This is a genomic window from Sphaerisporangium rubeum (genome assembly GCF_014207705.1).
Taxonomy (GTDB): Bacteria; Actinomycetota; Actinomycetes; order Streptosporangiales; family Streptosporangiaceae; genus Sphaerisporangium; species Sphaerisporangium rubeum.
The window spans coordinates 5,092,505-5,115,932 of record NZ_JACHIU010000001.1 but is presented as its reverse complement, the minus strand read 5'-3'; the positions used below and the strand labels follow the sequence as shown (position 1 = coordinate 5,115,932).

The following is a 23,428-nucleotide window of genomic DNA, read 5'->3' as shown; positions in this document are numbered from 1 at the left end:
GGATGAGAGTAACATGATCGTTTTACTCGTCGTCTCGATTTGCGCAGTGACCCTCCCCTTCTGGCTCCCCGCCGCCGTGGTCGCGTTACGGGTACGGCTGTTCGCCAGGATCAACGGCACGGAAGGCATCGTCATCCCCGGCGACCTGGATGTGTCGCGTTTCATGGAGGTCTACTCCCACCCCGCCGCCAACGGCCGCAGCCGCGGCGCCGCGCTGTCCGACCTGTTCTGGTACTGGCTGTCCCCAGGAGCCGAGATCCACCAGGAACACCTCGAACCAGGCCCGCTGTACGACGAGGTGGCCCGCACCACCCGCCGCGTCCTCACCATGCCGAGCCACACCGCCGACCGCCTCGCGGTGGAGAGCGTCGAGGCCGCGTACGCCGGGAAGGCCGGGCTGGTGCGGTTACGCGACCAGCTCATGCCGGTGTGGGCTGAGTTCTACCACCGCGTGGTGTTCCAGACGCCGTGCCGGCCGGAGGTGCGGGACCTGATCGTGGCGAACGCCGCCGACGTGGCCGACGCGCTCAAATGCCGCACGCTACGGCACATGGACCGGCGCCTGCGGCTCACCGACCACCTCGAAGCATCACTCGGCGAGGTGCCGCACGTGCTTCCGATGCTGCTCGACCAACGGCAACGCGCGCTGTACCTGCACGGCACCTTCTTCACCACCGCCGTCGTGCAGAGCGCCGAGGCCAGTGCGCACGTGCTCATGGAACTCGCCAGGCACCCCGCGATCCAGCGGCACGCCGCGACCGACGACAAGCTGATGGAACACGTCATCGACGAGACGCTGCGCATGTACCCGCTGTTCGGCATCGCGCACCGCGTCACCTCGGCCGAGATCGGCCTGGACGACGGCACCGCCATCCCGGCGGGCTCGGTGGTGTGCTTCGACTACCTGGAGTACCAGCGCGCCGGCGGTGACGACCCCGGCCGGTTCGACCCCCACCGCCGCACCCGGCCCAACCACATCCCGTTCGGCGTCGCCGTGAACCGGCCCTGTCCCGCCTGGCACCTGGCACCGCTGACCGTCAGAGCCGTCGTGCGGGAGATCCTCACGCGGTACGACCTGCGCACGACCGCCGCGCACACCCGCTCGATCCCCAACCGCGGCCCGGCCGTCGCGACGCCGCGCGACGGCCGTCTCCGCCTGCGCCGCGCCAGACTGCTGTGGCTCGCCGTGCGCGACCGCTGGGAGGACGTCGGCCGCAGCCTCATTCAGCTCGTCCTCGGCACCTACATGGTGTGGGACGCGCGTCGTCTGCGGTTGTGCGAGCGCCACTTCGCCGAAGCCGGGCCGGACGCCGCCTGAGCGTCACGGCCGCCGTTCGTCCCACCAGGCCCGCACGGCGCGCACGACGGCCGCCGGGTCCTCCTCCTGCAGGTAGTGGCCGGCACGAGGCAGCAGCACCGTGCGATGGTCCGGGAAAGCGGCCTCCAGGCGCCGGCGCGCGGCGGCCGTGAAACCGATGTCGGCCTCACCCCACACGACGAGAGCGGGCTTGGCGGCCAGCGCCGCCAGCCCCGTCTCCACCTCACGCAGGAAACCGTGGCCGGCCGTGATGTGCCTCGGCAGCACATGCATGGGGGTGCGCGTGTCCGGGTCCGGGAACGGGCCCCGGTACGCCGCGAGCACCTCCGGGTCCAGCCGCCGCGTGCGCATCGCGCGCGGCACGAAGACGTTCACGAACACGTTGAACCTGCGGATCAGCGTCCGTCCGAGCGGGCCTCCCATCACGGCGGAGAACCACCGCTTGACCCGGTCGTCGCTCGGCCAGGCCCACGTGTTGCACACGACGAGACCGCGGACCAGCTCGGGGTGCCGTCCCGCGACCCACAACCCGATCGGCCCACCCCAGTCGTGCACCACCGGCACGAAACCCGCGAGGCCGAGACGGGACACGAACCCCTCCACCACCCGCGCCTGCTCACCGGGGGTGAACCCGTGTCCCGGCCGGGCCCGCGACAGGCCGTACCCGGGGTAGTCGAGCGCCACACAGCGGAAACGGTCCCGCAGACCCGCCACGATGTCGCGGTACAGGAACGACCAGGTGGGGTTGCCGTGCAGGAACAGGAGAACCGGGCCCTCACCCTCGTCGATGTAGTGCACGAGGTCGCCGTCGATCTCCACGAAGCGTGAGGTGAACGGATACAGCTCGGCGGACAGCCACCCGGGCCGGGGGGACACGCCGGCCGGCGGTGGCTGAGTGGACGGTCCCGGTGCGGCGGCGGGGGACCGGGAGGACGGGCCGGCCGGCGAGCCTGACGCGGGCCGGGGGGACGGCCCCTCGGAGGAGACGGGGCGGGTGGCGCCGGTCCGCGGGTCGCCGGACATCATCATGAGGTCAGCAGATTCCCAGGGAGTGGCCCATCTCGGCCGCCTCCGTGCGGTTGCGCGCACCCAGTTTCTGCAGCAGGTGCCTGATGTGGAACTCCACGGTGTGCTGCGTCAGGTACAACTCCTTGGCGATCTCGGCATTGGTGTGACCCTGCTTGATCAGCTCAAGTACCTGGTGCTGCCGGTCGGTCAATCGCGGCGCCTTCGGCATGGAACGCTGCCACCGCAGATACATCACATAGTCCACGATCTGCAGATCCAGCAACGCCGCGATGCGCAACGTGTCGAGCACCCGGTCCAGCGTCGAGTTGCACGCCAGGTACACCGTGCACCCCCGCCGTACCCACGCCTCGGCCCTGCCGCGGTCCTTCAACGCGCCGAGCATCGCGAGCCGCGCACCCGGAGCCATCACCTGGCACTTGGTGACCAACTCCGGCAGATCCTCCTCGCTCACCATCTGGCCGATCAGCAGCCAGTGCGGCTGCGCGCCACGCACCTGCCGGGGCAGCGACGTCAGGTCAGGGGTGCTGCGGGTGACCAGCGTGTCGCGAAACCAGAAATCCTGGCCCCGGACGTGTTCCGGCCCCGTCGCACGGCTGGAGGCCGCCTCCAGCGCCTGCCAGCCGCCGATGAGGAACACCCGCTGGCCGGCGAGCCTGCGGCGGTTCCTCGCGTCGGGGGATGATTTCTCCTTGACCAGAGTTTCTGTGGGAGGCATGCGGCTTCCTTTCCCCTAGGCACGACCCGGCACCCGACGATCATCGTGTTGACGTGCCTCGCCTGTGGTTCGGCGTGAGGCGACGCAGGGATGACCCCGGCGACCCGCGGTGGCGGTCGCGTAATGACGTGGTCAAGGTGAGTTGTTTCATCAGTGTTACCGCTGAATTCGAGTCGCTATATTCACGGATCATACTCTCACGGCAACTACTTAGGAACCTTAACTTCTCTTAGTAACCGCCGTTAACGGAAACGACTCGTCCGGTCGTCACGCTTTGTCGTCCCCGTGTCACCGGGCTCTAGCCCTCCCAGGTCAGGGGCAGCCGCCGGATGCCGAACAGGAAGCGAGGAGCCGACGTATCGGCGTCCACGTCCCGGGTCAGCCACTTTCCCGGGAAACGCCGTAGCATTTCGGACACGACTATTGTCGCCTCAAGGCGTGCTAAAGGAGCCCCCAGGCAATAATGGATTCCGTGGCCGAACGCGAGGCCCCGGCCGGTGGGTCGTTGAATATCGAACCTGTCGGGCTGCGGGAACTCCGCCTCGTCGCGGTTCGCCGACCCGATGAACGGAAATACGGTGTCCCCGGCCTTGATCCTGCGGCCGTGCAGTTCCACGTCGGCGACCGCGAACCGCAGCACCGACTGCACGGGGGAGGCGTACCGCAGCACCTCGTCGACGACCCTCGGCACCGGTGCGCAGTCGTCCCGCCGTGCCAGGTCCAGCAACCCGGGGACGGTCTCCAGGCAGTACACCGTGTTGGCGATCAGGCTCGTCGTCGTCTCGTGTCCCGCGATGAGCATGAGCGCGCAGAAGTTCAGCAACTGCCGCTCCGTCAGCCGTTCACCCTGGCTCTCCGCCGCCAGCAGCCGGCTGATCAGATCGTCACCCGGCGTTCTCCTGCGGTCGGCCAGCACACCGGCGAAGAACTCACGCATCGCGTCGATCTCCGCGTCCGCGCCGACGTCAGCGACGCCGCTGCCACCCGACACCACGGCGTTCGACCACCGCCGGAACTCCGCCGACCGCTCGGCCGGCACCCCGAGCATCTCCATGACGATCCTGATCGGCAGCGGATAAGCGACGTCCGCCACCACCTCCATCTCCCCGTCCTGAGCCACCGCGTCGAGCAGCTCGTCGCACAGCAGCCGCACCCGCGGCTCCATGCGCTCCACCACCCGCGGCGTGAACGCCTGGTTCACCAGCCCGCGCAACATCCGGTGCCGCGCGCCGTCGGCCCGCGCCATCGTGTCCTCACCCGGGTCGTACACATCCACCGGCGGCCGCCGGAACGCCGGCCGGTCCGACTGGAACGTCGCCGGATCCGACAGGATGGCCCGCACGTCCTCGTACCGGAGCACGTGCCAGGCATTGAACACGTCGTCCCGGAACACCGGGTTCGCCGTGCGCATCTCGCGGTACCAGTCATAGATCGCGAGCGGAGAGCTACTGTCATGCATCAACATGTGCGGACCCCGTCGTCACTGTCGCCACGGCGTCCCGGCACCGCGACGACGCCTGCGGTGTGACTGTGACAGTGCCATGAAGGACAAGTGCCGCATACTGCTGGAATCCTTAGTACTTAGCGCCTCACCAGCACATACCTGGACTGATCAGCGCATTCACCCCTAATGATCTGCGAGACTCCCCCTATCCCCGACCCCCTCGAAAGCGCGGCGGAGGAACTCGTGACCACCAACTCGCTCCCCCCTGCCTCAGAACAGGCATCCGACGCGAACACCATCCCCGACGCCGTACCGGACACCATCCCCGAGGCCGTACCGAACACCGTCCCCGGCGCCGTTTCAAAGGCCGTCACCGAGGCCATGCCGTACGCCGTCCCCGCCGCCGCTTCTGAAACCGTCCCGGACGCCAGCGCCGAAGTGGCCCGTCTCACCGACGCCATCTGGCCGCACGCCGTCCGCGCCGCCGCGACCCTCCACCTCGCCGACCACATAGCCGAAGGCGGCGGCGACGTGACGCGGCTCGCGGCCCGCGCGGAACTCGACCCCGACGCTCTGGAACGCCTCCTCGCCTACCTGTCCTCCCACGGCGTCTTCCACCGCACCGCACCGGGCCACTACGACCTCAACCCGGCCGCGACCCTCCTCCTCGACACCCATCCCTCCTTCCTCCGCACCCGCCTCGACCAGAACGGCCTCGCCGGCCGCCTCGACCGCGCCGCCACCCACCTCGTGGACGCCATCCGCACCGGCGAACCCGTCTACGAATCCGTCTACGGCCGCCCCTACTACGAGGACATCGCCGCCGACCCCCGCCTCCTCGCCGAATTCGACGGCTTCGCGCGCTGGTACACCTCCCGCTCCGTCCCCGACGTCCTCGCGGCCTACGACTGGTCCAGCGTCAAGACGATGGTCGACGTAGGCGGCGGCTCCGGCATGCTCCTCACCCACCTCCTGAAAGCCAACCCCCACCTCCACGGCACCCTGGTCGACCTCCCCCCCAACGCCGCCGAGGCCCGGAAATCCTTCGAAGCAGAAGGCCTGACAACACGCGCCGAAGCCATAGGCGGCAGCTTCTTCGACCCCCTCCCCGAAGCCCGCGACATCTACCTCCTCAGCGGCGTCCTCATCGACTGGAACGACCGCTCCGCCACCGAAATCCTCCGCCGCTGCGCCGAAGCCTGCACCGAAACCAGTCGCGTCCTCGTAGCCGAACAATGGGAACCCGACGAATCCGCCTACACCGACGAAGACCTCAGAATCCTCATCCTCGTAGGCGGCCGAGTCCGCCCCCCCACCCACCTCGCCAAAATAGCCACCCCCGCCGGCCTCACCATCCGCTCGACCCACACCAACCCCCGCGGCCTCCACCTGGTGGAACTCGAACCAGCGACACCCTCCACCTGAACGCACGGGAGAACGTCTCACGTCTGCCGGGAGCGCTTCGCTCCACCGGCACAGCGCGGTACGGCACCTGATGCTGGCATCCATCAGAGGGACGTCATAAGCTGTTTCGTGCAGAGACTGTGCACCAAGACGTAGATGACGGGGTGGCGAATCCTGTCTCGGAGGGGGTCCAGGGTGCTGATCCGTTTCCGGCTGGCGAACCACCGGTCCATTCGAGACGAGCACGAGCTGTCACTGATCGCGACTGAGTTCGACGAGGGTGCGGCGCGCAGGACTGGTCTCCGGTACCGAGGACAGGACGTCTCGGCGCAACCCGTACTCGGTGTCTTCGGAGCCAACGCGTCGGGGAAGTCCAATCTCCTCAGTGGGTTCCAGCTCATGCGTGACGCGGTGCAGAACTCTTTCGCGGACTGGGCCAAAGCACCCGACCTTGTCCCCAGGCAGCCCTTCAAGCTGGACTCCGTGTGCCGCGAGGAGACGAGCCTCTTCGAAGTGGACCTTGTGCTGGGCCGCGATCCCGTCCGCTACACCTACGGCTTCGAGTTGTCGGACGCGCGGGTGGAGGCGGAGTGGCTGCATGCGTATCCGCATGGCCGCCGGAATGTCTGGTTCGACCGAGAGGCGGGCCGTCCGGAGTCGGAAGGCGGAGAGTTCATCTTCAGAGGAGAGGGGTTCAGAGGAGAACGTGAGCCGCTGGTCAAGCTGACTCGTCCGAACGCTCTGTTCCTGTCCGTAGGCGCGACACTTAACCATCCGCAGTTGTCGGCGATACACAGATGGTTTCTCGACAACCTCTGGCTGGTGACACCAGGAATGGATCTCAGCGCTCGGGTGCGCTGGACTCACGAGCTTCTGACAGGCGTAGATTCCGCCGAGCACTCTCAGCGGATCGTCCGGTTGCTGAGATCGGCCGACTTGGGAGTCACTCGCCTTGACCTGGACCCCAAGACCGGTGAGATCAGGCTGTGGCACCGTACGTCGGACGGTGGCGAGGTACCACTGGATTTCCGGACGGAGGAGTCTCTCGGCACTCATGCCTGGTTCGCCTTCCTGGGACCCATGCTGACGGTGCTGGACCAGGGATCCGTTCTGCTGGTGGACGAACTGGATTCAAGCCTGCACCCCACACTCGCGGCCGAAGTCGTACGTGTCTTCCAAGACCCGGCGTCCAACCCACGGGGTGCGCAGTTGATCTTCACCACGCACGACGCGACGCTCCTTGGTAGCGAGGTGCTCGACCGTCCGCTCAACCGCGACCAGGTATGGATGACCGTGAAGCGACGGTCGGGAGAGAGTGAACTGTATCCGCTGGTGGCCGCCAAGCCACGCAAGGAGGAGAACCTCGAGCGCGGTTATCTGCGCGGCCGTTACGGTGGGGTCCCACGGGTGACCGCGGGGGAGATCGTCCGTGAAATGTCCCGGCAAGAGGCCAAGGCGACGGCGTGAGTCGAGCGGGAAAGGAACAGGGAAGGCGGCGAAGGCGCGGGAGCGTGGAAGACGAACGGCCGCTGACCTCAAGACTCAGCCGTCACTCCCGGCAAGTACAGGTGCTGTACGTGGCCTGCGAAGGTGAATCCACCGAACCCGACTATCTGCAGTATCTGAACGAACACTTCGGAGACGGCGATGGTCAAGGAAGGCGACCTTTCCGTATACAGCCGGTCTATCGCAGAAACGGGTGGACTCCTTCCGCAGCCGTCGAAGCCGCAAGGAAGGCAGCGGGCGAGGACGAGGCATGGGCCCTTTTCGATCGTGACCAGTGGGAGGATATCCCGCATGCGATCAAGGACGCGGCCGAGTCAAGGATCGAGCTGGCGTTCTCGCACCCGTCATTCGACCTGTGGCTGCTCCTGCACTTCCAGGCGTTCGGAGGCGCTCAGAGCGGTAGCAGCACGCTCGTGGTCGAGAAGTTGCGACAGGCCAGGGGAGCGGACGCCTTCAAGGACTACGACAAACGGGGTGACAAGAGCGTCAAGGGTGCTCGGCGTGACGCCTTGACGGGGCGGGAGGCCCAGGCGGTGGCGAACGCCAGGAGACTGGTCGCGTCCTGCACGCATGGGCTCTGCGACCCCGGCCAGGCGCAGACGAAACCACCCGGCGAAGATGCCGCCTCCCACTCTCCCCAAGAGTGGGCCGCTCGATCCGGACATGCCGTGGACTGTCCCGTTCTCCAGCGTGATCCCTCCACCGATGTATGGCGTCTACTGGTCAGGCTGGGGATTGTGGCCCCCGGGCCAGGAACACCCCGGCGCAGTGGCCGGCGTTCCTGAGCGGGAAACGGCCCTCGCTTCGCTCGGACTGTGTTTTCTGGGGCTCTCGCCCCAGACCCCGAGGCAGGGGCTCCGCCCCAATGCCGGGAAGTTAGGCGGCGAGGGTGAGTGTCAAGGGGCTGCGGATGGTGATGGTGTAGCTGGCGGTTTTGGGTTTGGGGTCGGGGTGTGTTTGTCGGAAGGGGTAGCGGACTTTGGGACGGTTTTTGACGCGTGGGCTGGTCCTTGGGCGTCGGGTTGCGGGCATGGGCCGGTTGGTGAGCATGGTGAGGGTGTAGGCCCAGTCCTGGGGGGCGTGGCGGGGCTGGGTGCCGTGTGGGTGATGATGGTGTCGCGGGTGGTGTGCAGGGTGGTGGTGAAGCTGATCTGGTCGGGGTCCAGGCCGGTGTCCAGGGCGGCGTGGCAGGCCAGGCGGCGTAGCAGGTGGTGGGTGAGCAGCAGGGCGTAGAACTCCTGGACGATGCCGGGGACGGTGCGTGATCGCAGGGGTCGCAGTGATCCTTTGTGGATGGCTTTGAGGCCGTATAACGCGGTTTCGATCTCCCAGCGCTGGTGGTAGCAGGCCACAAGGTCGGCGGCGGGGTGGGTGCGGTGGTCCAGCAGGGTGGTCATGAGCTTGTAGGTCTGGTGGCGTGTGGTGCCGTCGGCGAGGGTCACGGTGATGGTGGCCTCGATGATGCGCACCATCTCGCGCAGGTGCCGTTCGTGCTTGTGGCCGCGGCGCATGGCCAGGTAGGACCCATCGGGGAGGTGTGCGATCACGGTGGGGGCCAAGGTAGCGGTGGCGCGCCACAAAAGGTGGGCCCCGGTCTGGCGGGCCGACCGCCACAGCCCAAGACCGATGAACCGGCGATCGGCAAGCAGCAGCATCCCCGGCGCAAGAGCGCCCAGCATCCGTTCCACCAATGCCGACTCACTCGTGCGGCAATGCCCGAACACCGCGTCCATGACGGCCCGGGTCCCGCACTCGATGGTGAGCGCGAACGCCATCTGCGGCGCACCCTCGCGCCCGCTGCCGTGCACCGGAGCCCCGAACTCCTTACGCACCGCCGCCTCATCGGCCAGATCCAGCGTGGAACCGTCCCAGGCCACCAGCCGCAACCCCCGCCACCACACCCCCGGCGTCGCAACCGGGGCAACCGGACCGCGCAGCCGATCGAACAACATCCGTACCGGCGCCTCACCCAGCCGTGCTCTGGCCTGACGCAACGCCGCCGCCGACGGCACCCCCACCCCCCGCACCGAACAACACAACGCCCGCCACACCCCTGCATACCCCCGCTCCGGGAACAAGGTCATCGCCAAGACGAAAAACACCACCACCCGTGCAGGCAACACCCGCACCCGCCGCTCACCTCGCCGGCACTCCACAAGCACCTCATCCACCAACTCCACCGGCACCCCGTCACTCAGCACCCCAAGATGCGCCGGAGCCCACACACACCCACCCACCGGCATGACACACTCACACACACGGAGCTCCTGCCTACGAACGAGATCTTGGTCGATCAACGTTCTAGCAGGAGCTCCATCCTCATCTCAGCGCTATTGACAACCAACCCCCCGCCTTAACTTCCCGGCATTGGGGCTCCGCCCCCGCACCCCCGCACCCGGCGACATGGCCGACTTGGCCGATCTGGACGAGGTGTGTCGCGTTGCCGTCGCGTGCCGGTCGTGCGAGGCTACGCGGCCGGGTCACGTTGGAGGTCGGGGGAGCAGTGCGCGAGGTCGAGGTCAAGTACCACGTGCAGGACCGTGATGCCTTGCTCGTCGCGCTCAAGGCACGCGGCATCGATCTGAGCGCACCGGTCACCCAGGACGACCAGGCCTACGCACCCGTGACCTGGTCCTACGGAGACAGCAAGCTCGGCGTGTCCTTCGTGCGCCTGCGCACCGTGGACGGAAACCACACCTTCACCCTCAAGCGTCCCGCCGAGAACGCGCTTTCGTGCGATGAGTACGAAACGGGGGTAGCCGACCGCGAACAGATGCACAGCGCCATCCTGGCGATGGGCTTCCGCGCCACCGTGCGCATCACCAAGGTGCGCCGCACAGCCACATTGCCGGACCTGGAGCTGTGTGTCGACGAAGTAGCCGGCCTCGGCACGTTCCTCGAACTCGAACGCATGGTCTCCGACGGTGTGGCGGGTGACGCGGTACAGGCGGAGTTGGCGGCGTTCGTCGCCTCACTGGATGTCGAAGCCGTCCGCACGGACGAGACGTACGACTCATTGGTACGCGCAGCCTCCCGCGAGGCCGTCGTTGACTCGCGAGGGACCCCTGGCTCCGGTCTGGATCAGGATCCTCGAAGCGCCTGCTCGGATGTGCTCCGGCTATGGTGATCACGACCTGTCTCGCCTTGAGAGGAGTCGCCAGGCGCTATGGCTTCCATCCGCCACGACATTGTGATCGACTCGTCCCCCGAGCACATCTGGGACGTGCTGCGCGACGTCGGCGCCGTGCATGAGCGCCTGCTGCCTGGCCGCGTCACCGGTACCCGGCTTGAGGGTGACCAGCGGTTTCTGACCTTTCCGGATGGCCACGTGGTCCGTGAGCTGATCGTCGCGGTGGACGACGAGCTTCGCCGCCTGGCCTACTCCGTCGTCGAGGGTGCGCGGCCGGCGATCGAGTACCACCATGCGTCATTCGAAGTCCGCTCTGAGGGTGACCAGACGGGCCGGTTGATCTGGACCACGGACGTCTTGCCGGACGTGCTGGCGGCCGAGATCCGGATTCGGGTCGAACGTGGCGCGGTGGAGATGAAGCAGGCGATCGAGGCGGGGGCAGGTGGCTGAACCGCCGGCCTGTACGCATGACCTCTGCACCTCGACCTGTACCCGGCTCCGCACGGGACGCCGTGGGCCGACGACCATCAGTGATCCGGCATCCTCCTGGTAGTCGGATACCGCTGGGTGGCCGGTCGCGGGTTGCGTGGGTCAGGGGGCCTGCCGGGGTGAGGCAGTGCCGGTGTGCGCATGTGGTGTGGGTCGTTCGGGGTGGTTCTTGTACTCGGTCTGGAGCCAGACGGTTCGGCCGGTGGGGTCCTGGCGTACTCCCCAGCGGGTGGCGAGGGTTTGGACGATGCGGAGGCCTCGGCCGCCTTCGGACCACTCGTCGTCGCGGATGTGGGGGTATTCGTCGCCGCCGGCCTCGGTGACTTCTATGTGGATGAAGTCGTGGCAGTCGGCGAGGGACAGGGTGATCTTTCCTCCGTTCTTGGTATCGGAGTGGATTATTGCATTGGTCACTATTTCGGACACCAGCAGGGTCGCGGTGTCGAGTGCGGGGTGGCTGTCGGTCAGTTTCTTCCGTACGACGGCGCGAGACATGACGCGGGTACGCGCGGAAGCTCTATCGTTCAAACAGTCGCTCCGGCTCATTGAGGAAGAGGTGCACACAATTGGGTGACCTTCAATACGCACAATGGCGCAAGAGCACCTACAGCACAGACAACGGCAACTGTGTGGAGGTCACGGCGAATCTTCCGGGGCTGGTCGCGGTCAGGGACAGCAAGGTTCCGGCCGGTCCGGTCCTGGTGGTCATTCCGGCGCAGTGGTCGATGTTCCTGAGCGGGCTGAAAGGTGGGTGACCTTCGGTACATGAAGTGGCGCAAGAGCACCTACAGCACACACGACGGTAACTGTGTGGAGGTCGCGGTGAATCTGCTGGGACTGGTCGCCGTCAGGGACAGCAAGGTTCCGGCCGGTCCGGCTCTGGTGGTCGCTCCGGCGCAGTGGTCGGCGTTCCTGAGCGGGCTCAAGGACGGTACGCCGGGGGTTTGAGCGCCGGTACTTCCGGGTGACCGCACAGATGTACCACCGGGTTACCGTGCGAAACGGCTCCGACACCGCCTTCCATGCGTGGTGCGAAATGGCTCCGGCACCACCCTCGTTGAGAGTGGTGCCGGAGATTCACGCGGTTGTCGGTGACCTTACGTCACGTGCGCAGGGTCCAGCGCTGGTTGGTGCCGCCGTTGCAGGACCACAGGATGAGTTTGGTGCCGTTGGCGGTGCCGGCGCCGTTGGCGTCGAGGCAGAGGTTGGACTGGACGCCGGTGATGGTGCCGTTGGAGTTGAGGTTCCACTGCTGGTTGGTCTGGTTGTTGCAGTCCCAGATGATGACCTGGGTGCCGTTCGAGGTGCCCTGGTTGTTGGCGTCGAGGCACTTGTTGCCGAAGACCTGGAGCTGCTTGCCGGAGGTGTAGGTGAAGCGCTGGCTGGTGCCGCCGTTGCAGTCCCACAGCTGGGCCTGTGCGCCGTTGGTGGCGGCGCCACCGGTGATGTCGACGCAGCGGTTGGACTGTGCGCCGAGGATCGTGCCGGCCTGGCCGCCGGGGTTGCTGCCGCCGTTGCCCTGCCGGACGAGGGACTTGGACTCGGCGGAGCGGTTGCCTTGAGCGTCTACGACGTAGAGGCGGTACTCGCCGTTGGTGGCGGGGACGGCGATGGAGGTCGCGTTTCCGGCTGCTCGGGTCATCGTGTTGCCGGCGGTGAAGGACGTCGTTCCCAGGGGTGCGAGCCAGACCGACTTGTTCGCGTCGCCGAGGCTGCGGATGGGGATCGACGTCACGCCGCTGCCGACGGCGACGCTGGCGGGAAGCGCGTAGTCCTGCTGGGAGAAGAGGTTCTGCGGGATGATGTTCCGGTACGCGTCCTCCAGGCCGGAGTTCACGGCGATGGAGTACGCCTGCGTCGGCCAGACGTAGTCCGAGGACACGATGATGTCCTGGATCGTGCTGTTCGGCAGGTTCTTGTTGGAGACCTTGTTGATGGGGCCGTAGGTGTTCGTGACGCTCAAATCGTGCTTACGGCCGAAGTCGTCGGAGTTGAGCATCCAGGTGACGTTCTTGTCGATGCTCAGGACGTTGTCGCGGAACGTGATGTACGCCGAGCCCTCGTCGGGGTGGAGTCCGTACTTGTGACCGGACGGCACGCCTTGCAGGTAGTTGTTGGTGATCATCGTGCCGGGCTGGCTGCCGAGCGTGTAGATCGGGGCCGTGTCGCTGAGGCGCTGCACCGTGTCGATGATGTGGTTGTAGCTGATGTTGTTGTTCTTCGCCGTGGTGGTGGGCCGGTTCGGCGCGATCGAGCCGGACGAGCCGTCGAAGTTCCACCAGCCCCAGCCGAGCGTGATGCCGGACCACGGGGCCTTCTCGATGCGGTTGCGCTGGATGGTCAGGCCGTCGGCGAAGTACGCCGTGATGGGGCTGTGGCCGTTGAACAGCACGGCGCTGTCGTAGATGTAGTTGTTCTTGATCTCGATGTTCTTGGGTGCGCCTTCGACCGCGACCGGGTACTTCTCGCGGTTCGACGAGGTGTAGTCACCGATGAAGACGTGCTGGGGGTGACCGACGACGATCGCGGATCCGGCGATGTCGTTGGTGAAGTTCCCGATCAGCTGCGTGTTCACCACGTCGTTGGCCATGGTGATGCCGTCGACGCCGGTGTGCTGCACGCGGTTGCCCTGCAGCAGCAGCCCGTCGGCGTTCTCGATCTGGATGGCGCCGGGTGCCATGTCCACGTTGCGGTAGTAGTAGACGTGGAAGTTCTGCTTGGCGTACGCCTGCGCGCCGAGGTTGCCCTGCTGGGCCTGCTTGAACGCCGAGCCGGCCACGTTGAACAGGTTCCAGTCGGAGTGCTGCACCGTGAGGCCGGTGAAGGTGATGTTCCGCACGCGGCTGCTGGTGGAGGTGCCGGCGACCTTGAGGAGGGTCGACACGTTGTTCGGCGCGAAGACCGACGCGGTGGACATGTTCTCCGAGCTCGACTTGTAGTAGTACAGCGTCTTGCTCGTCTTGTCGAAGAAGAACTCGCCAGGGGTGTCCAGGAACTCGTAGGCGTTCATCAGCTTGTGGCTGCCGTTGATCTGCGCGTTGCCGTTGAAGGCACCCTGCGCGATCGCCGCACCCGGCTGCTGGTACTGCGCGATGCGGTTCGACCCGTCGGAGGTGACCTGCCGGACCGCCACGATGGCCGTGGTCCAGGTCGTCCCCGTCTCGATCTCGATGTCGTCCTGGTTGTTCGGGATGGCGGGGAAGTCGTTCAGGCTGTACTTGGCCCCCGCGCACTGCGACCCGGACTCCCAGGCCCAGGCCGCCTGCCCCGCGGTGATGTTGTAGGTCCCGTAGCACCCGGCCGAGTTCACCGTCTTCGTCGCCATGACCGCGCGCTTGTCGTTGACGTACAGCGCACGGAGCTTGTTGCTCCGGTTCAGCGGCGCCTTCCAGATGTTGCCGCTGTGCTGCGTCCACCCGGTCACCTGGACGCCGCCGTTGAGCACCGGCGTCTCGTTCTGGTAGGCGGAGTAGATGACCCGGTACCCGTTCGTGCCGGAGTCGGCCGTCGTGAAGTCGACCGTGCTGCTGATCGGATAGTCGCCACCGCGGAGGTACACGTAGATGTCGCCGGACATGCTGCCGTTGACCGTGCGGACGACGTCCCTTGCGCGCTGCACCGTCCGGAACGGCGACGCGAGCGTCCCGGGGTTGGAGTCGTTGCCGTCGGGGGCGACGTAGTAGGTCGCCTGGACCGCCGCCGAGGCCGGGCTGCTCCCCGCGAAGACCGGCAGCGCGACGGCGGCGACGAACACCGCGAGCGCTGCTAACGCCTTCCCGAGGGTGGACAGGGCTGACTTCACGCTCTGTTCCTTTCGCTGGTTCGGCCTGAGCAGGCTCGTCGTCGGTGCGGCCGAACATCGTTGACACGGCATGGCGTTACCGCTCTGTGACGTATGACGTATGCCGACTGATGTGTGCGTGTAATGTCGCATTAACAGAGATGTCTCGCAACAGTCCACGGAGGGTGGGAAGCGCGCCTTCGCTCACCCCGCGGCCGGGACTCCGGTTGATCTTCGGCGACGTGGTCGGCACGCCGCGGATCACGGCCGGCCCGCGCCGGTCGTACGCACGGTGTCACCCCACGGGTCGTGACACCGTACCGCCAGGTCAGAGGCGGATATCGCTGTTACCGCTCCGGTTCGCGGCGGCCCGGCGCGGGGCTTCCAGACGGTCTCCGCGGCGCCTCGGAGCTTCGGTGGATCGGCGTACGCACCGCGCGGGCCACAGGAGGTGACCGCTTCTGTGAGCGGCCGTGAATCACATGCGCGATGCAACTTTCATGAGTGACGCGGACCCGCCGGGAACGGCCGACGACGAAGCGGGCCCGCGATCATCTGTGTGATCGCGGGCCCGGCCGTAGGGAGGGTGTCAGGTCAGTGGGTGCGATAGCGCGACAGGGCCTGGAGTGCGTAGCCGTTGACCATGGAGTGGCACCAGTACGTGAGGCCGTTGTAGTAGTAGCCGACCTGGCCGCCGGGCCAGAGGCCGTCTTCGCGCTGGTTCTTCAGGAGCCAGTGGATGCCGTTCCTCACGGTGGGGGTGGCGGCCTGGCCGGCGGCGGTGAGAGCCAGGACGGACCAGGAGGTCTCCTCGGCGGTGGGGGGAAGGCCGGCGCCGTCGCCCCAGCCGCCGTCGGGGGACTGGTGGGTCTGGAGCCAGTGGGTGCAGGCCCGGGCCACGGGGTGGTCGGACAGACCCAGGTGGCTCAGCGCGTCGAGGACTCTGGCGGTGCCTGAGGTGTGGTCGCGGAACCAGACGCAGGAGAAGGAGCCGTCGGGGTTCTGGGCTTTGGCGAGCCAGCGGACGGCGCGGTCGAGGTGGTGCTCGCGGGAGTCCAGGCGGTTGAGGGCCAGGATGGCGTGGGAGGTGAGGGCCGAGCATGGCGCGTCGAACATGGTGCGGCCGTTGCGGATGAAGCAGCCCCAGGAGCCGTTGGTGTTGCGCATGGCGTGGAGCCAGTCGACTCCCATGGCCACATGGGGGTCGGTGGGGGGGACGCCGGCGCCGGCCAGGGTGTACAGGGCCAGGGAGGTGTCGTCCACGTCGGGCCAGGAGCTCGGCATGCCCCAGCCCCAGCCGCCTGGGGGGCAGCCGGTGGCGGGGAGGCCGGTCTGGCGCTGGGAGGCTTTGATCCAGTCGATGGTGGGGAGCAGGCGGTCGTCGTCGCCGAGGCCGGCTTCCTGCATGCCTTGGGTGATGTAGCAGGTGCCGGACAGTTCCAGGTCGCGGTCGATGGGCCAGGAGCCGTCGGGCCGTACGGCGTTCCGCATGTACCTGAGGTACTTGGTCACGAGGTCGTCGCCTACGCCGGCGAGGCCGAGGCCGAAGACGATGAGGGCCACCATGAAGGCGGACTCCTCGGAGCCGCCGTCGGGGCCTTCGAACTCGGCCAGTTCGCGAAGGTACTCCAGGGTGCGGCGTTCGGCCACGCGGTTGACGGCGGTGCGCACGCGGCCGTGGGTGCGGGTGCGGACCTGCATGATGGCCCACGCGTAGACGCCGGGGAGGATGAACGAGACGCGCTGGTGGAGGCGGTGGGGGATGAGGGAGATCTCGATGGGGATGCGTTTCACGCGATCGGGGTCGTACAGGCCGGCGAAGGCCAGGTAGACGCGCACGATGACGTTGAGGGTGGTGACGCGCAGGTCTTCCAGGGCCGCGCGGCCGCCGTTGCGTTCCAGCCAGTCGGTGGCGCGCGTGATGGCGTCCACGCGGTCGGGCCGTACGGTCCTGAGCGCGGAGACGGCTATGCCGGTGCCGTTGAACGTGGAAGGGCCGCCGGGGACGTCGGCCCAGCCGCCGTCCTCGTTCTGCTCGGCGAGCAGCCACTCGGCGCCGCGTTCGACGAGCGTGGCGTCGGACAGGTCGCCGGCGACGTGGAAGGCGATCAGGACGGCGGCGGTGGACACGGCCGAGGACGGCAGGTAGCCCTCCCAGGAGCCGTCGGCGCGCTGCGCGTCCCAGAGGGCTTTGACCGCGCCTGCCACGCCGCCTTCTACGTCGAAGTGGGGACCGGTGGTGATGATTTCGGAGCCCATGCGTCTTTCCTCCGGGTGGGGGTGGCTGCGGTGCCGACTGGGGGCCGAGAGGTGGCGGTCAGGTGGCCGCGGTGCCGAACTCGTATCTGGAGCGCATTCTCGACTGGAGGAGGACCGTGACGAGGAGGGCCGGTACGGCGGTGGCGAGGGTCGCGGCGGGGCCGGCGGTGAGGCCGATGAAGGCGCCGGCGAGCAGGACGCGTTCGGCGACGAGGATCGCGTGGGCCCGCAGGGCCACCGGGGGTGGCATGGGGTCGGGTGCGCGGGTCAGCAACGTGATGGCCCACACCGCGAGCACGGCGCACAGGCCGAGGACCGTCCAGTAGGTGGCGGTGCCGGACGCCGGGGTGGGGAGGAGGGACGGGACGCCTGCCGCGAGGGCCACCCACAGCGCGGTGAACGCGATGACCACGCGGATGGCGGGCCGTGCGCCGCGCCGCACCGGGAAGGTCTCGTATCCGGCGGCACGGTCGCCGCCTATGTCGCGCAGCGTCCCGACAAGGTTGGACTGGCTGTCGTGCAGCAGGAAGACCGCCGCGACCGGCCAGATGTGCCGAGCGGGGTACGGCGCCGTCGCCATCGCGCCGAACAGCAAGGCGAAGGCGGTGAGGGAACCACGGACCAGGTTGCCGCCGAGGCCACGGGCCTTGAGCAGCAGGCTGTAGACGAGACCTCCGGCGAGGGCCGCGGCGACGAGCACGAGGGTGCGCCAGTTGAGCAGCAGCGCGTACGCGCCGCCTGCGACGGTGCAGGCCCACAGGCCTGCCAGTCCGTCGAGTGCAGGCATGCGGCCGGAGGGGATGGGCCGGTGCGGCTTGGCGATGGCGTCGAGCCGCCGGTCGAAGTAGTCGGCCCCGTAGTGGCCGCCGATCCACCCCAGTGTCGGCACGGCCCACGCGCCGAACAGGGCCCACCCGGGAGCGTGCGGGTCGCTGAGCAGCCCGCCGGCCAGGCCGACGAGGCCGATGTACAGCATCGTGTACGGCCGCCAGGTCTGCACGTGCGCGGGTAACCGCAGGCGGAGCGGAGCGTTCACCGGTCGCGGGGGCCGGCGACGTGGACGCGGAGGGCCTCGTCGGCGTCGGCGTCCGGGTCGAAGCCGGTGGGGTCCGGAGCGAGGTCCCAGTCGTGGAGCATGGTGGCGACGTTCAGCATGACCTGGACCTCGGCCATGCCGGAGCCGAGGCAGGTGTGGCCGCCTACGCCGAACGGAGCGAAGGCGCCGAGGTTGCGGTGCTCGTTGCGTGGTGCGCGGTAGCGGTCGACGTCGAAGGCAGCCGGGTCGGGGAAGAGTTCGGCCAGGTGGTGGGAGGTGTCGTAGACGACGATGACGCTGTCGCCCTTGGCCACCAGGTGGTCGTGGAAGACGAAGGACTCCTCGGCGGTGTACCACTGGCGCGCGGGGCCGGGGTACAGGCGCAGGGCCTCCATCATGCCGCCGTACAGCGCGCGGCAGGTCTTCAGGCGGTCCCAGGTGAGGGGGCCGGCGAACCATTCGTCCACTTCGGTGCGCACCCGGGCCAGGACGCCGGGGTGTTCCAGCAGCAGGTGCAGCAGGTAGCCGGTGCGGTACGACGCGGTCTCCAGGCCCGCGAGGAACGGGCCGATGGTGGCGGCGATGAGCAGCGGCTGGAGCTTGTCGGGGGACGGCGGCTGCCACACCGACAGCAGGTCGTCGAGGAGGTCGCCGGGACGCTCGTCCGCCGGTGTCTCGAGGCGCGCGACGATGGCGCGGTAGCCGATCTCGAAGACACGCATGCGTGCGCGTTCGTACGCGGGGTCGGCGAGCAGTTCGGCGGTGCGCGTGCGCAGCAGCATGGTGAGTTTGGTGGTGCGGACGAACGTCACCAGGTCGTCGATGTACGCGGCGGGGGAGTAGCCGATGAGGGTGCGGCCGAGCTGCTCGGACACGATGTGCTGGATGTCGCGTACGGCCGGGACGACCTGACCCGGCGTCCAGCGGGACGTCACGGACCTGGCCATGGCGACGACCTCCGGCATGCGGCCGGTGATGGTGGTGCGCGCGTAGCCGCGGCCGGTGAGGGTGCGGTGGCGCATGTGCATGTCGCCTTCGCGGGTGAACTCGTCCATGCCGAGTTCCTTGCTGAACTCCTCCCAGTGGTTGTCGGACCGGAGTTTCACCGACCCGTCGACCCCCTGGTGCATGTTGGTGGTCTTCATGGCGAACGCGTTGGCCTCGGGGCCGGACAGCACGACGAACTCGTCGCCTTCCTTGCGGGCCAGTTCGCCTTTCTGGGGGAGGCGGAAGATGGGGCCGTACTCGCGGTAGCAGTCGATCAGGAACCGCTGGTCGTTGACGCTGCCGTACCGGGTGACCGTGGGAGGCGGCGGGGCCTCGGTGGTGAGGACAGGCGGCTCGGGTGCCATGGGGTTCTCCTCAGTGGTCGGAGCCGGTCACGAGCCGGCCGTGTTCGCAAGGCGGGGTCACCAGGCGACCAGGAGTTCTTCCAGGCCGCTGACCATCAGGCCGGTCTTGCGCCGCACCTGGTCGGACGGCACGGCGAGGCGCAGGCCGGGGAACTCGCGCAGCAGGGTGCCGAAGGCGATCTGCAGTTCCACGCGCGCGAGGGCCGCGCCGACGCAGTAGTGCGGGCCGAGGCCGAACGACAGGTGCGGGTTGGGGTGGCGGCCGACGTCGAGTCGTTCGCCGTCGGTGAAGCGGTCCTCGTCGCGGTTGGCCGACAGGACCCCGGCCATGACCATCTGACCGGCCTTGACGGTGACGCCGCTCAGCTCCAGGTCCTCCTGCGCGAACCGCTGCCGGTCCACGTCGCCGAGGGTCTGGTACCGCAGCAGTTCCTCGACGGCGGTGACGACGAGGCCGGGGTCGGCGTGCAGGCGTGCGACCTGTTCGGGGTGTTCGAGCAGGCGCCACATGCCGAGGCCGATGGCGTTGATGGTGGACTCGTGGCCGCCGATGAGCAGGCCCGTGGCGAGGTACACCAGTTCGAGCTCGGTGAGCTTCTCCTCGTCGTCGCTGGCCGCGACCATGTCGCTGAGCAGGTCGTCGCACGGGTGGGCCCGTTTGCGTGCGACCTGTTCCCCGAAGTACGCGAACAGGTCGTGCCACGCCTGCACGACCTCGTCGCGGGGGAAGCTCGTGACCGACAGGGTGCGGTCGGACCAGCCGCGGAACTTCTCCGCGTCCTCGTGCGGCACGCCGAGCAGTTCGCAGATGACGCGGATCGGCAGCGGCGAGGCGACGTGTTCCACGAGGTCGGCGGGGCTGCCGGCCTGCCGCATGCCGTCCACGAGCTCGTCGGTGAGCTTCTGGATGGACGGCCGCAGCGACTCGACGCGGCGCGCGGTGAACGCGCGGTTCACCACGGCGCGCAGGGTGCGGTGCGGCGGGCCGTCCATGCCGAGGGTGCGGGTGATCTGGCCGAGGTCGGCCGGCGGGGTGGCGCGGTCACCGGCCCGCGCCGCGCCGCGCGGGTTGAACGTGCGGTTGAAACGCGGGTCGGACAGCACGGTCGCCACGTCGTCGTACCGGGTCACCAGCAGCGCCTCGTCACCGTTCGGCAGCCGCACGGGACACACCGGCTGTTCCTTGCGCAGGACACGCATCTCGGCGGGTGCGTCCGGTCCGATGAGCTCCTCCATCGGCCGTGCCATGAGCCCTCACCCCCTGTCGTCGTCGTGCCGGTGGCCGGCGTCCCCGGCCCCGCCGCAGGGCCCGTCCCCGTGCGGCCGGATGCCGTTGGGTGCGTCCGCTCGCGGAGGACCGGCACGTGGCCGGGCCGCCGGCCTCACCCACGATCGCACGCGGGCTCGGCCCGGCGGCCCCCGGAAAACCCCAGCTTTTCCGGCCGTGAGACCTCGCGGGACGTGGCGGCGGACCGGAGGGGGCCGCGGTCAGGACCCGCCGGCGGAGGCCCGGCGCCCGGACGCCGGCGGGATCGGGGTCTCCTTGAGGAACAGGCTCGCGACCAGGGGGATCGCGAGGATGACGGCGGCCACCAGGAACACCTGGTGCAGGACGTCGGCCAGCCCCGCGCGCATGGAGTGCTCGACCATGTCGAACATGGCGCGTTCCGCCTCGGGGAGGCTTTCCCGCAGCCGCGCCACCGCGGCCGGGTCGAACAGCGTGGACAGGTCCTGCTGCGCGCCACCGGTGATCCGGCCGACCAGGTCGGCAGGTGCGCGCAGCGCGGTCATCCGGGACGCGATCTCGGCGGTGAGGCGGTTGGCCATGATGCTGCCGAGGACCACGACGGCGACGGTGCCGCCGAGGTTGCGCCAGAAGTTGACCTGCGCGGTGGCGACCCCGACGACGTCCTTGGTCATGGACGCCTGCACGACGGCCGTGGACAGCGGCCACACCAGGCCCATGCCGATGCCGAGGATCACGAGGTCCAGCGCGACGTGCCAGTCGGGGCTGGTGACGGTGACCGTGGTCAGCATGAGCAGGCCGGCGATCATGGCGGCGAGGCCGACCGTGCCGACGTACCGGTAGTGACGCACCCTGGCGATGAGCTGGCCGGACAGGGGCGCCGAGACCAGCATGCCGAGCAGCAGCGGCGTGAGCAGCGTGCCTGAGCCGGTGGCGGTCTCGCCGAGCACCCCTTGGTACAGCAGGGGGATGAACACCGCGAGGCCGTACAGGCCGACGGCGGACAGGCCGGCGATGACCATCGCGATGCTGAACACCGGGTCGAGGAACAGGCGCAGCGGCACGATGGGGTTGGCGACGGAACGCTCCACGAACAGGAACACCGGCAGGCCGACGGCGGACACCGCGACCAGGCCCAGCATCAGCGGGGACGTCCAGGCGTGGTCGTTGCTGATGGACAGCGCGACGAGGATGGGGACGAGCGCGACGGTCAGCGCGACGCAGCCGGCGAAGTCGATGTCGCGCCAGCCGCGCCTGGTCGCGACGTACGGCAGGAACATCAAAGTGAGCGCGACGGCGAGCGCGCCGATGGGGACGTTGACGTAGAAGATCCAGCGCCAGCCCCAGTTGTCGGTGATGTACCCGCCGAGCGGCGGCGCGGCCACGACCGACAGCCCGATGATGGCGCTGAAGATGCCGTGGATCTTGACGCGCTGGCGTACCGGGTGGATGTCGGCGACCACGGCGAACGTGACGGCGGTGAGGATGCCGCCGAACAGGCCTTGCACGCCGCGCAGCAGGATGAGCTGCACGGTGCTGGTGGACGCGCCGACCAGCCAGGAGGTGCCGAGGAAGCCGAACAGGCCGATGAGCACGAGCGGCTTGCGGCCGAACAGGTCGCCGAGCTTGCCGGCGATCGGCATGAGGATGGTGGAGGTCACGAGGTACGCGGTGACCACCCAGGCGTAGTAGCTGAGCCCGTGCAGGTCGGCGAGGATGCGCGGCATCGCGGTGCCGACGATGGTGCCGTCGAGCGACACCACCAGCAGCGCGATGCCGACGCCGACGGTCGCCGCCGCCTTGCGCGAGGCGGTGAGCACGGGGCCGTCGTCCTCAGGGGAGACGGCAGGGGGCCCGTCGGTGCCGGTACGAGTGGTGGAGCCGGCGGTGTGCGCCGGATCGGTGGGTCCGGACGCGCGGGTGCGGGGCTCGCCGGCGTTCTGCGGCCGGGGTAACGGCGCGTCGTCGTCAGCGGTCGCGGGACGGGACGGCTCGCCGTCCCGGACGGTCTTGTCGTTCTTGGTCACTGTGGTCTCCACGGTCGGCCTTCGGCCGGTTCTGTGCGGCGGCGCCGGGGCCGTTCCTGGTCGTCGCCCTCTTGACGTTCTCGACGAGACGGAGGCACAGGTGCCGGAGCTGCACGAGCTCCTCGGTGGTGATGCCGTCGGTGATGCCGACCTGGTGCTCGACCTGGGTGGACCAGATCTCGTCGACCCGCTCGCGGCCGGTCGCGGTCAGCGTGGCGAGCATCGAACGGCGGTCGCCGGGGTCGGGGACGCGCCGCACCAGGCCGTCCTTCTCCAGCGAGTCGATGAGGCCGGTGAGCGACGGGGGAGCGACCTCCAGCGTGGCGGCCAGGTTGACCAGGCGCATGCCGTTCGGCTGGCGGCGCAGGACCAGGAGCACCTGGAGGCGGGCCTCGCTGAGCCCGTGACGCACGGCCCAGCGCTCCAGGGCCCAGCGGTTGAGCTTGGCGGCCTGGTTGATGGCGGCGAACGCCTCGACGACGGCGAGGACGTCGGGGGCCAGGTCGTGGCCGACCAGGCCGCGCAGCTGCGGGTTGTACAGGAAACCTGTCGCGTCGAAGGCGAACGGTGACTCGTCAGGCATGGCTCTCCATCTCGTTAGGAGTCTAACTATAAGGCTCCTAATTTTCCGCGCGCAAGCAGGTTCGGACTCTGGTGATTTCCGCCGTCACCGGCTAGGGACTTCCCCAGTT

General features: G+C 68.4%; 20 protein-coding genes. 8 read left to right on the top strand and 12 right to left on the bottom strand.

What is annotated here, in order from left to right; translation table 11 throughout:
* Positions 1–13: 13 nt before the first annotated feature.
* Positions 14–1,318: a cytochrome P450 gene (locus BJ992_RS21810; protein WP_184983903.1), complete on the top strand. Its 1,305-nt coding sequence runs from the start codon at positions 14–16 to the stop codon at positions 1,316–1,318.
* A 3-nt stretch (positions 1,319–1,321) separates the two neighbouring features.
* On the opposite strand, the gene BJ992_RS21805 is transcribed toward BJ992_RS21810, so the two are convergent.
* From BJ992_RS21805 to BJ992_RS21795, 3 genes are all read right to left on the bottom strand, one after another.
* Positions 1,322–2,347, bottom strand: coding sequence for an alpha/beta fold hydrolase (locus tag BJ992_RS21805; RefSeq protein WP_221474924.1), 1,026 nt, complete (start codon positions 2,345–2,347; stop codon positions 1,322–1,324).
* 4 nt (positions 2,348–2,351) lie between these two features.
* Positions 2,352–3,062, bottom strand: a complete 711-nt coding sequence (locus tag BJ992_RS21800) for a helix-turn-helix transcriptional regulator (RefSeq protein ID WP_184983896.1) — start codon at positions 3,060–3,062, stop codon at positions 2,352–2,354.
* Between the two features lie 298 nt (positions 3,063–3,360).
* Positions 3,361–4,521 (bottom strand): cytochrome P450, encoded by a 1,161-nt coding sequence (locus BJ992_RS21795; protein WP_184983894.1) that lies wholly within the window; start codon positions 4,519–4,521, stop codon positions 3,361–3,363.
* A gap of 228 nt (positions 4,522–4,749) precedes the next feature.
* Between BJ992_RS21795 and BJ992_RS21790 the strand changes: the two genes are divergently transcribed.
* The 3 genes from BJ992_RS21790 (at position 4,750) to BJ992_RS21780 (ending at position 8,201) form a co-directional block, all read left to right on the top strand.
* The gene (locus BJ992_RS21790; RefSeq protein WP_184983892.1) at positions 4,750–5,931 is read left to right on the top strand and encodes a methyltransferase; all 1,182 of its coding nucleotides are present in this window, start codon (positions 4,750–4,752) and stop codon (positions 5,929–5,931) included.
* Between the two features lie 174 nt (positions 5,932–6,105).
* On the top strand, positions 6,106–7,377 hold the full coding sequence (locus BJ992_RS21785; RefSeq protein WP_184983890.1) for an AAA family ATPase: 1,272 nt from the start codon (positions 6,106–6,108) through the stop codon (positions 7,375–7,377).
* Positions 7,378–7,421: 44 nt separating this feature from the next.
* Positions 7,422–8,201: an RloB domain-containing protein gene (locus BJ992_RS21780; protein WP_184983888.1), complete on the top strand. Its 780-nt coding sequence runs from the start codon at positions 7,422–7,424 to the stop codon at positions 8,199–8,201.
* 111 nt (positions 8,202–8,312) lie between these two features.
* Here BJ992_RS21780 and BJ992_RS21775 read toward each other — a convergent pair whose 3' ends face one another.
* Positions 8,313–9,659: an IS4 family transposase gene (locus BJ992_RS21775; RefSeq protein ID WP_184983886.1), complete on the bottom strand. Its 1,347-nt coding sequence runs from the start codon at positions 9,657–9,659 to the stop codon at positions 8,313–8,315.
* Positions 9,660–9,919: 260 nt separating this feature from the next.
* On the opposite strand from BJ992_RS21775, the gene cyaB reads away from it, so the two are divergent.
* Both cyaB and BJ992_RS21765 read left to right on the top strand, forming a co-directional pair.
* Positions 9,920–10,543: a class IV adenylate cyclase gene (gene cyaB, locus BJ992_RS21770; protein WP_184983884.1), complete on the top strand. Its 624-nt coding sequence runs from the start codon at positions 9,920–9,922 to the stop codon at positions 10,541–10,543.
* A 39-nt stretch (positions 10,544–10,582) separates the two neighbouring features.
* Positions 10,583–10,996, top strand: a complete 414-nt coding sequence (locus tag BJ992_RS21765; protein ID WP_184983882.1) for an SRPBCC family protein — start codon at positions 10,583–10,585, stop codon at positions 10,994–10,996.
* 141 nt (positions 10,997–11,137) lie between these two features.
* On the opposite strand, the gene BJ992_RS21760 is transcribed toward BJ992_RS21765, so the two are convergent.
* The gene (locus BJ992_RS21760; RefSeq protein WP_184983880.1) at positions 11,138–11,563 is read right to left on the bottom strand and encodes an ATP-binding protein; all 426 of its coding nucleotides are present in this window, start codon (positions 11,561–11,563) and stop codon (positions 11,138–11,140) included.
* A gap of 38 nt (positions 11,564–11,601) precedes the next feature.
* Between BJ992_RS21760 and BJ992_RS21755 the strand changes: the two genes are divergently transcribed.
* Entirely contained in the window at positions 11,602–11,790 is a 189-nt protein-coding gene (locus BJ992_RS21755) for a DUF397 domain-containing protein (protein WP_184983878.1), read from the top strand.
* 10 nt (positions 11,791–11,800) lie between these two features.
* A complete protein-coding gene (locus tag BJ992_RS21750) occupies positions 11,801–11,983 on the top strand; it encodes a DUF397 domain-containing protein (RefSeq protein ID WP_184983876.1) in 183 nt (60 codons plus the stop codon).
* 154 nt (positions 11,984–12,137) lie between these two features.
* On the opposite strand, the gene BJ992_RS34370 is transcribed toward BJ992_RS21750, so the two are convergent.
* From BJ992_RS34370 to BJ992_RS21715, 7 genes are all read right to left on the bottom strand, one after another.
* The gene (locus BJ992_RS34370) at positions 12,138–14,837 is read right to left on the bottom strand and encodes an RICIN domain-containing protein (protein ID WP_343072794.1); all 2,700 of its coding nucleotides are present in this window, start codon (positions 14,835–14,837) and stop codon (positions 12,138–12,140) included.
* Positions 14,838–15,410: 573 nt separating this feature from the next.
* Positions 15,411–17,075 (bottom strand): prenyltransferase/squalene oxidase repeat-containing protein, encoded by a 1,665-nt coding sequence (locus BJ992_RS21740; RefSeq protein ID WP_184983872.1) that lies wholly within the window; start codon positions 17,073–17,075, stop codon positions 15,411–15,413.
* 58 nt (positions 17,076–17,133) lie between these two features.
* Positions 17,134–18,111, bottom strand: a complete 978-nt coding sequence (locus BJ992_RS21735) for a UbiA family prenyltransferase (RefSeq protein WP_184983870.1) — start codon at positions 18,109–18,111, stop codon at positions 17,134–17,136.
* Positions 18,108–19,463: a cytochrome P450 gene (locus BJ992_RS21730; protein WP_184983868.1), complete on the bottom strand. Its 1,356-nt coding sequence runs from the start codon at positions 19,461–19,463 to the stop codon at positions 18,108–18,110. The genes BJ992_RS21735 and BJ992_RS21730 overlap by 4 nt, the downstream gene beginning before the upstream one ends.
* 57 nt (positions 19,464–19,520) lie before the next feature.
* Positions 19,521–20,711 carry a cytochrome P450 gene (locus BJ992_RS21725; RefSeq protein WP_184983860.1) on the bottom strand — a complete coding sequence of 397 codons (1,191 nt, stop codon included), beginning with the start codon at positions 20,709–20,711 and terminating at the stop codon, positions 19,521–19,523.
* A 240-nt stretch (positions 20,712–20,951) separates the two neighbouring features.
* Positions 20,952–22,736, bottom strand: coding sequence for a DHA2 family efflux MFS transporter permease subunit (locus BJ992_RS21720; protein WP_184983858.1), 1,785 nt, complete (start codon positions 22,734–22,736; stop codon positions 20,952–20,954).
* A complete protein-coding gene (locus tag BJ992_RS21715; protein WP_184983856.1) occupies positions 22,678–23,319 on the bottom strand; it encodes a MarR family winged helix-turn-helix transcriptional regulator in 642 nt (213 codons plus the stop codon). The genes BJ992_RS21720 and BJ992_RS21715 overlap by 59 nt, the downstream gene beginning before the upstream one ends.
* Positions 23,320–23,428 lie beyond the last annotated feature (109 nt).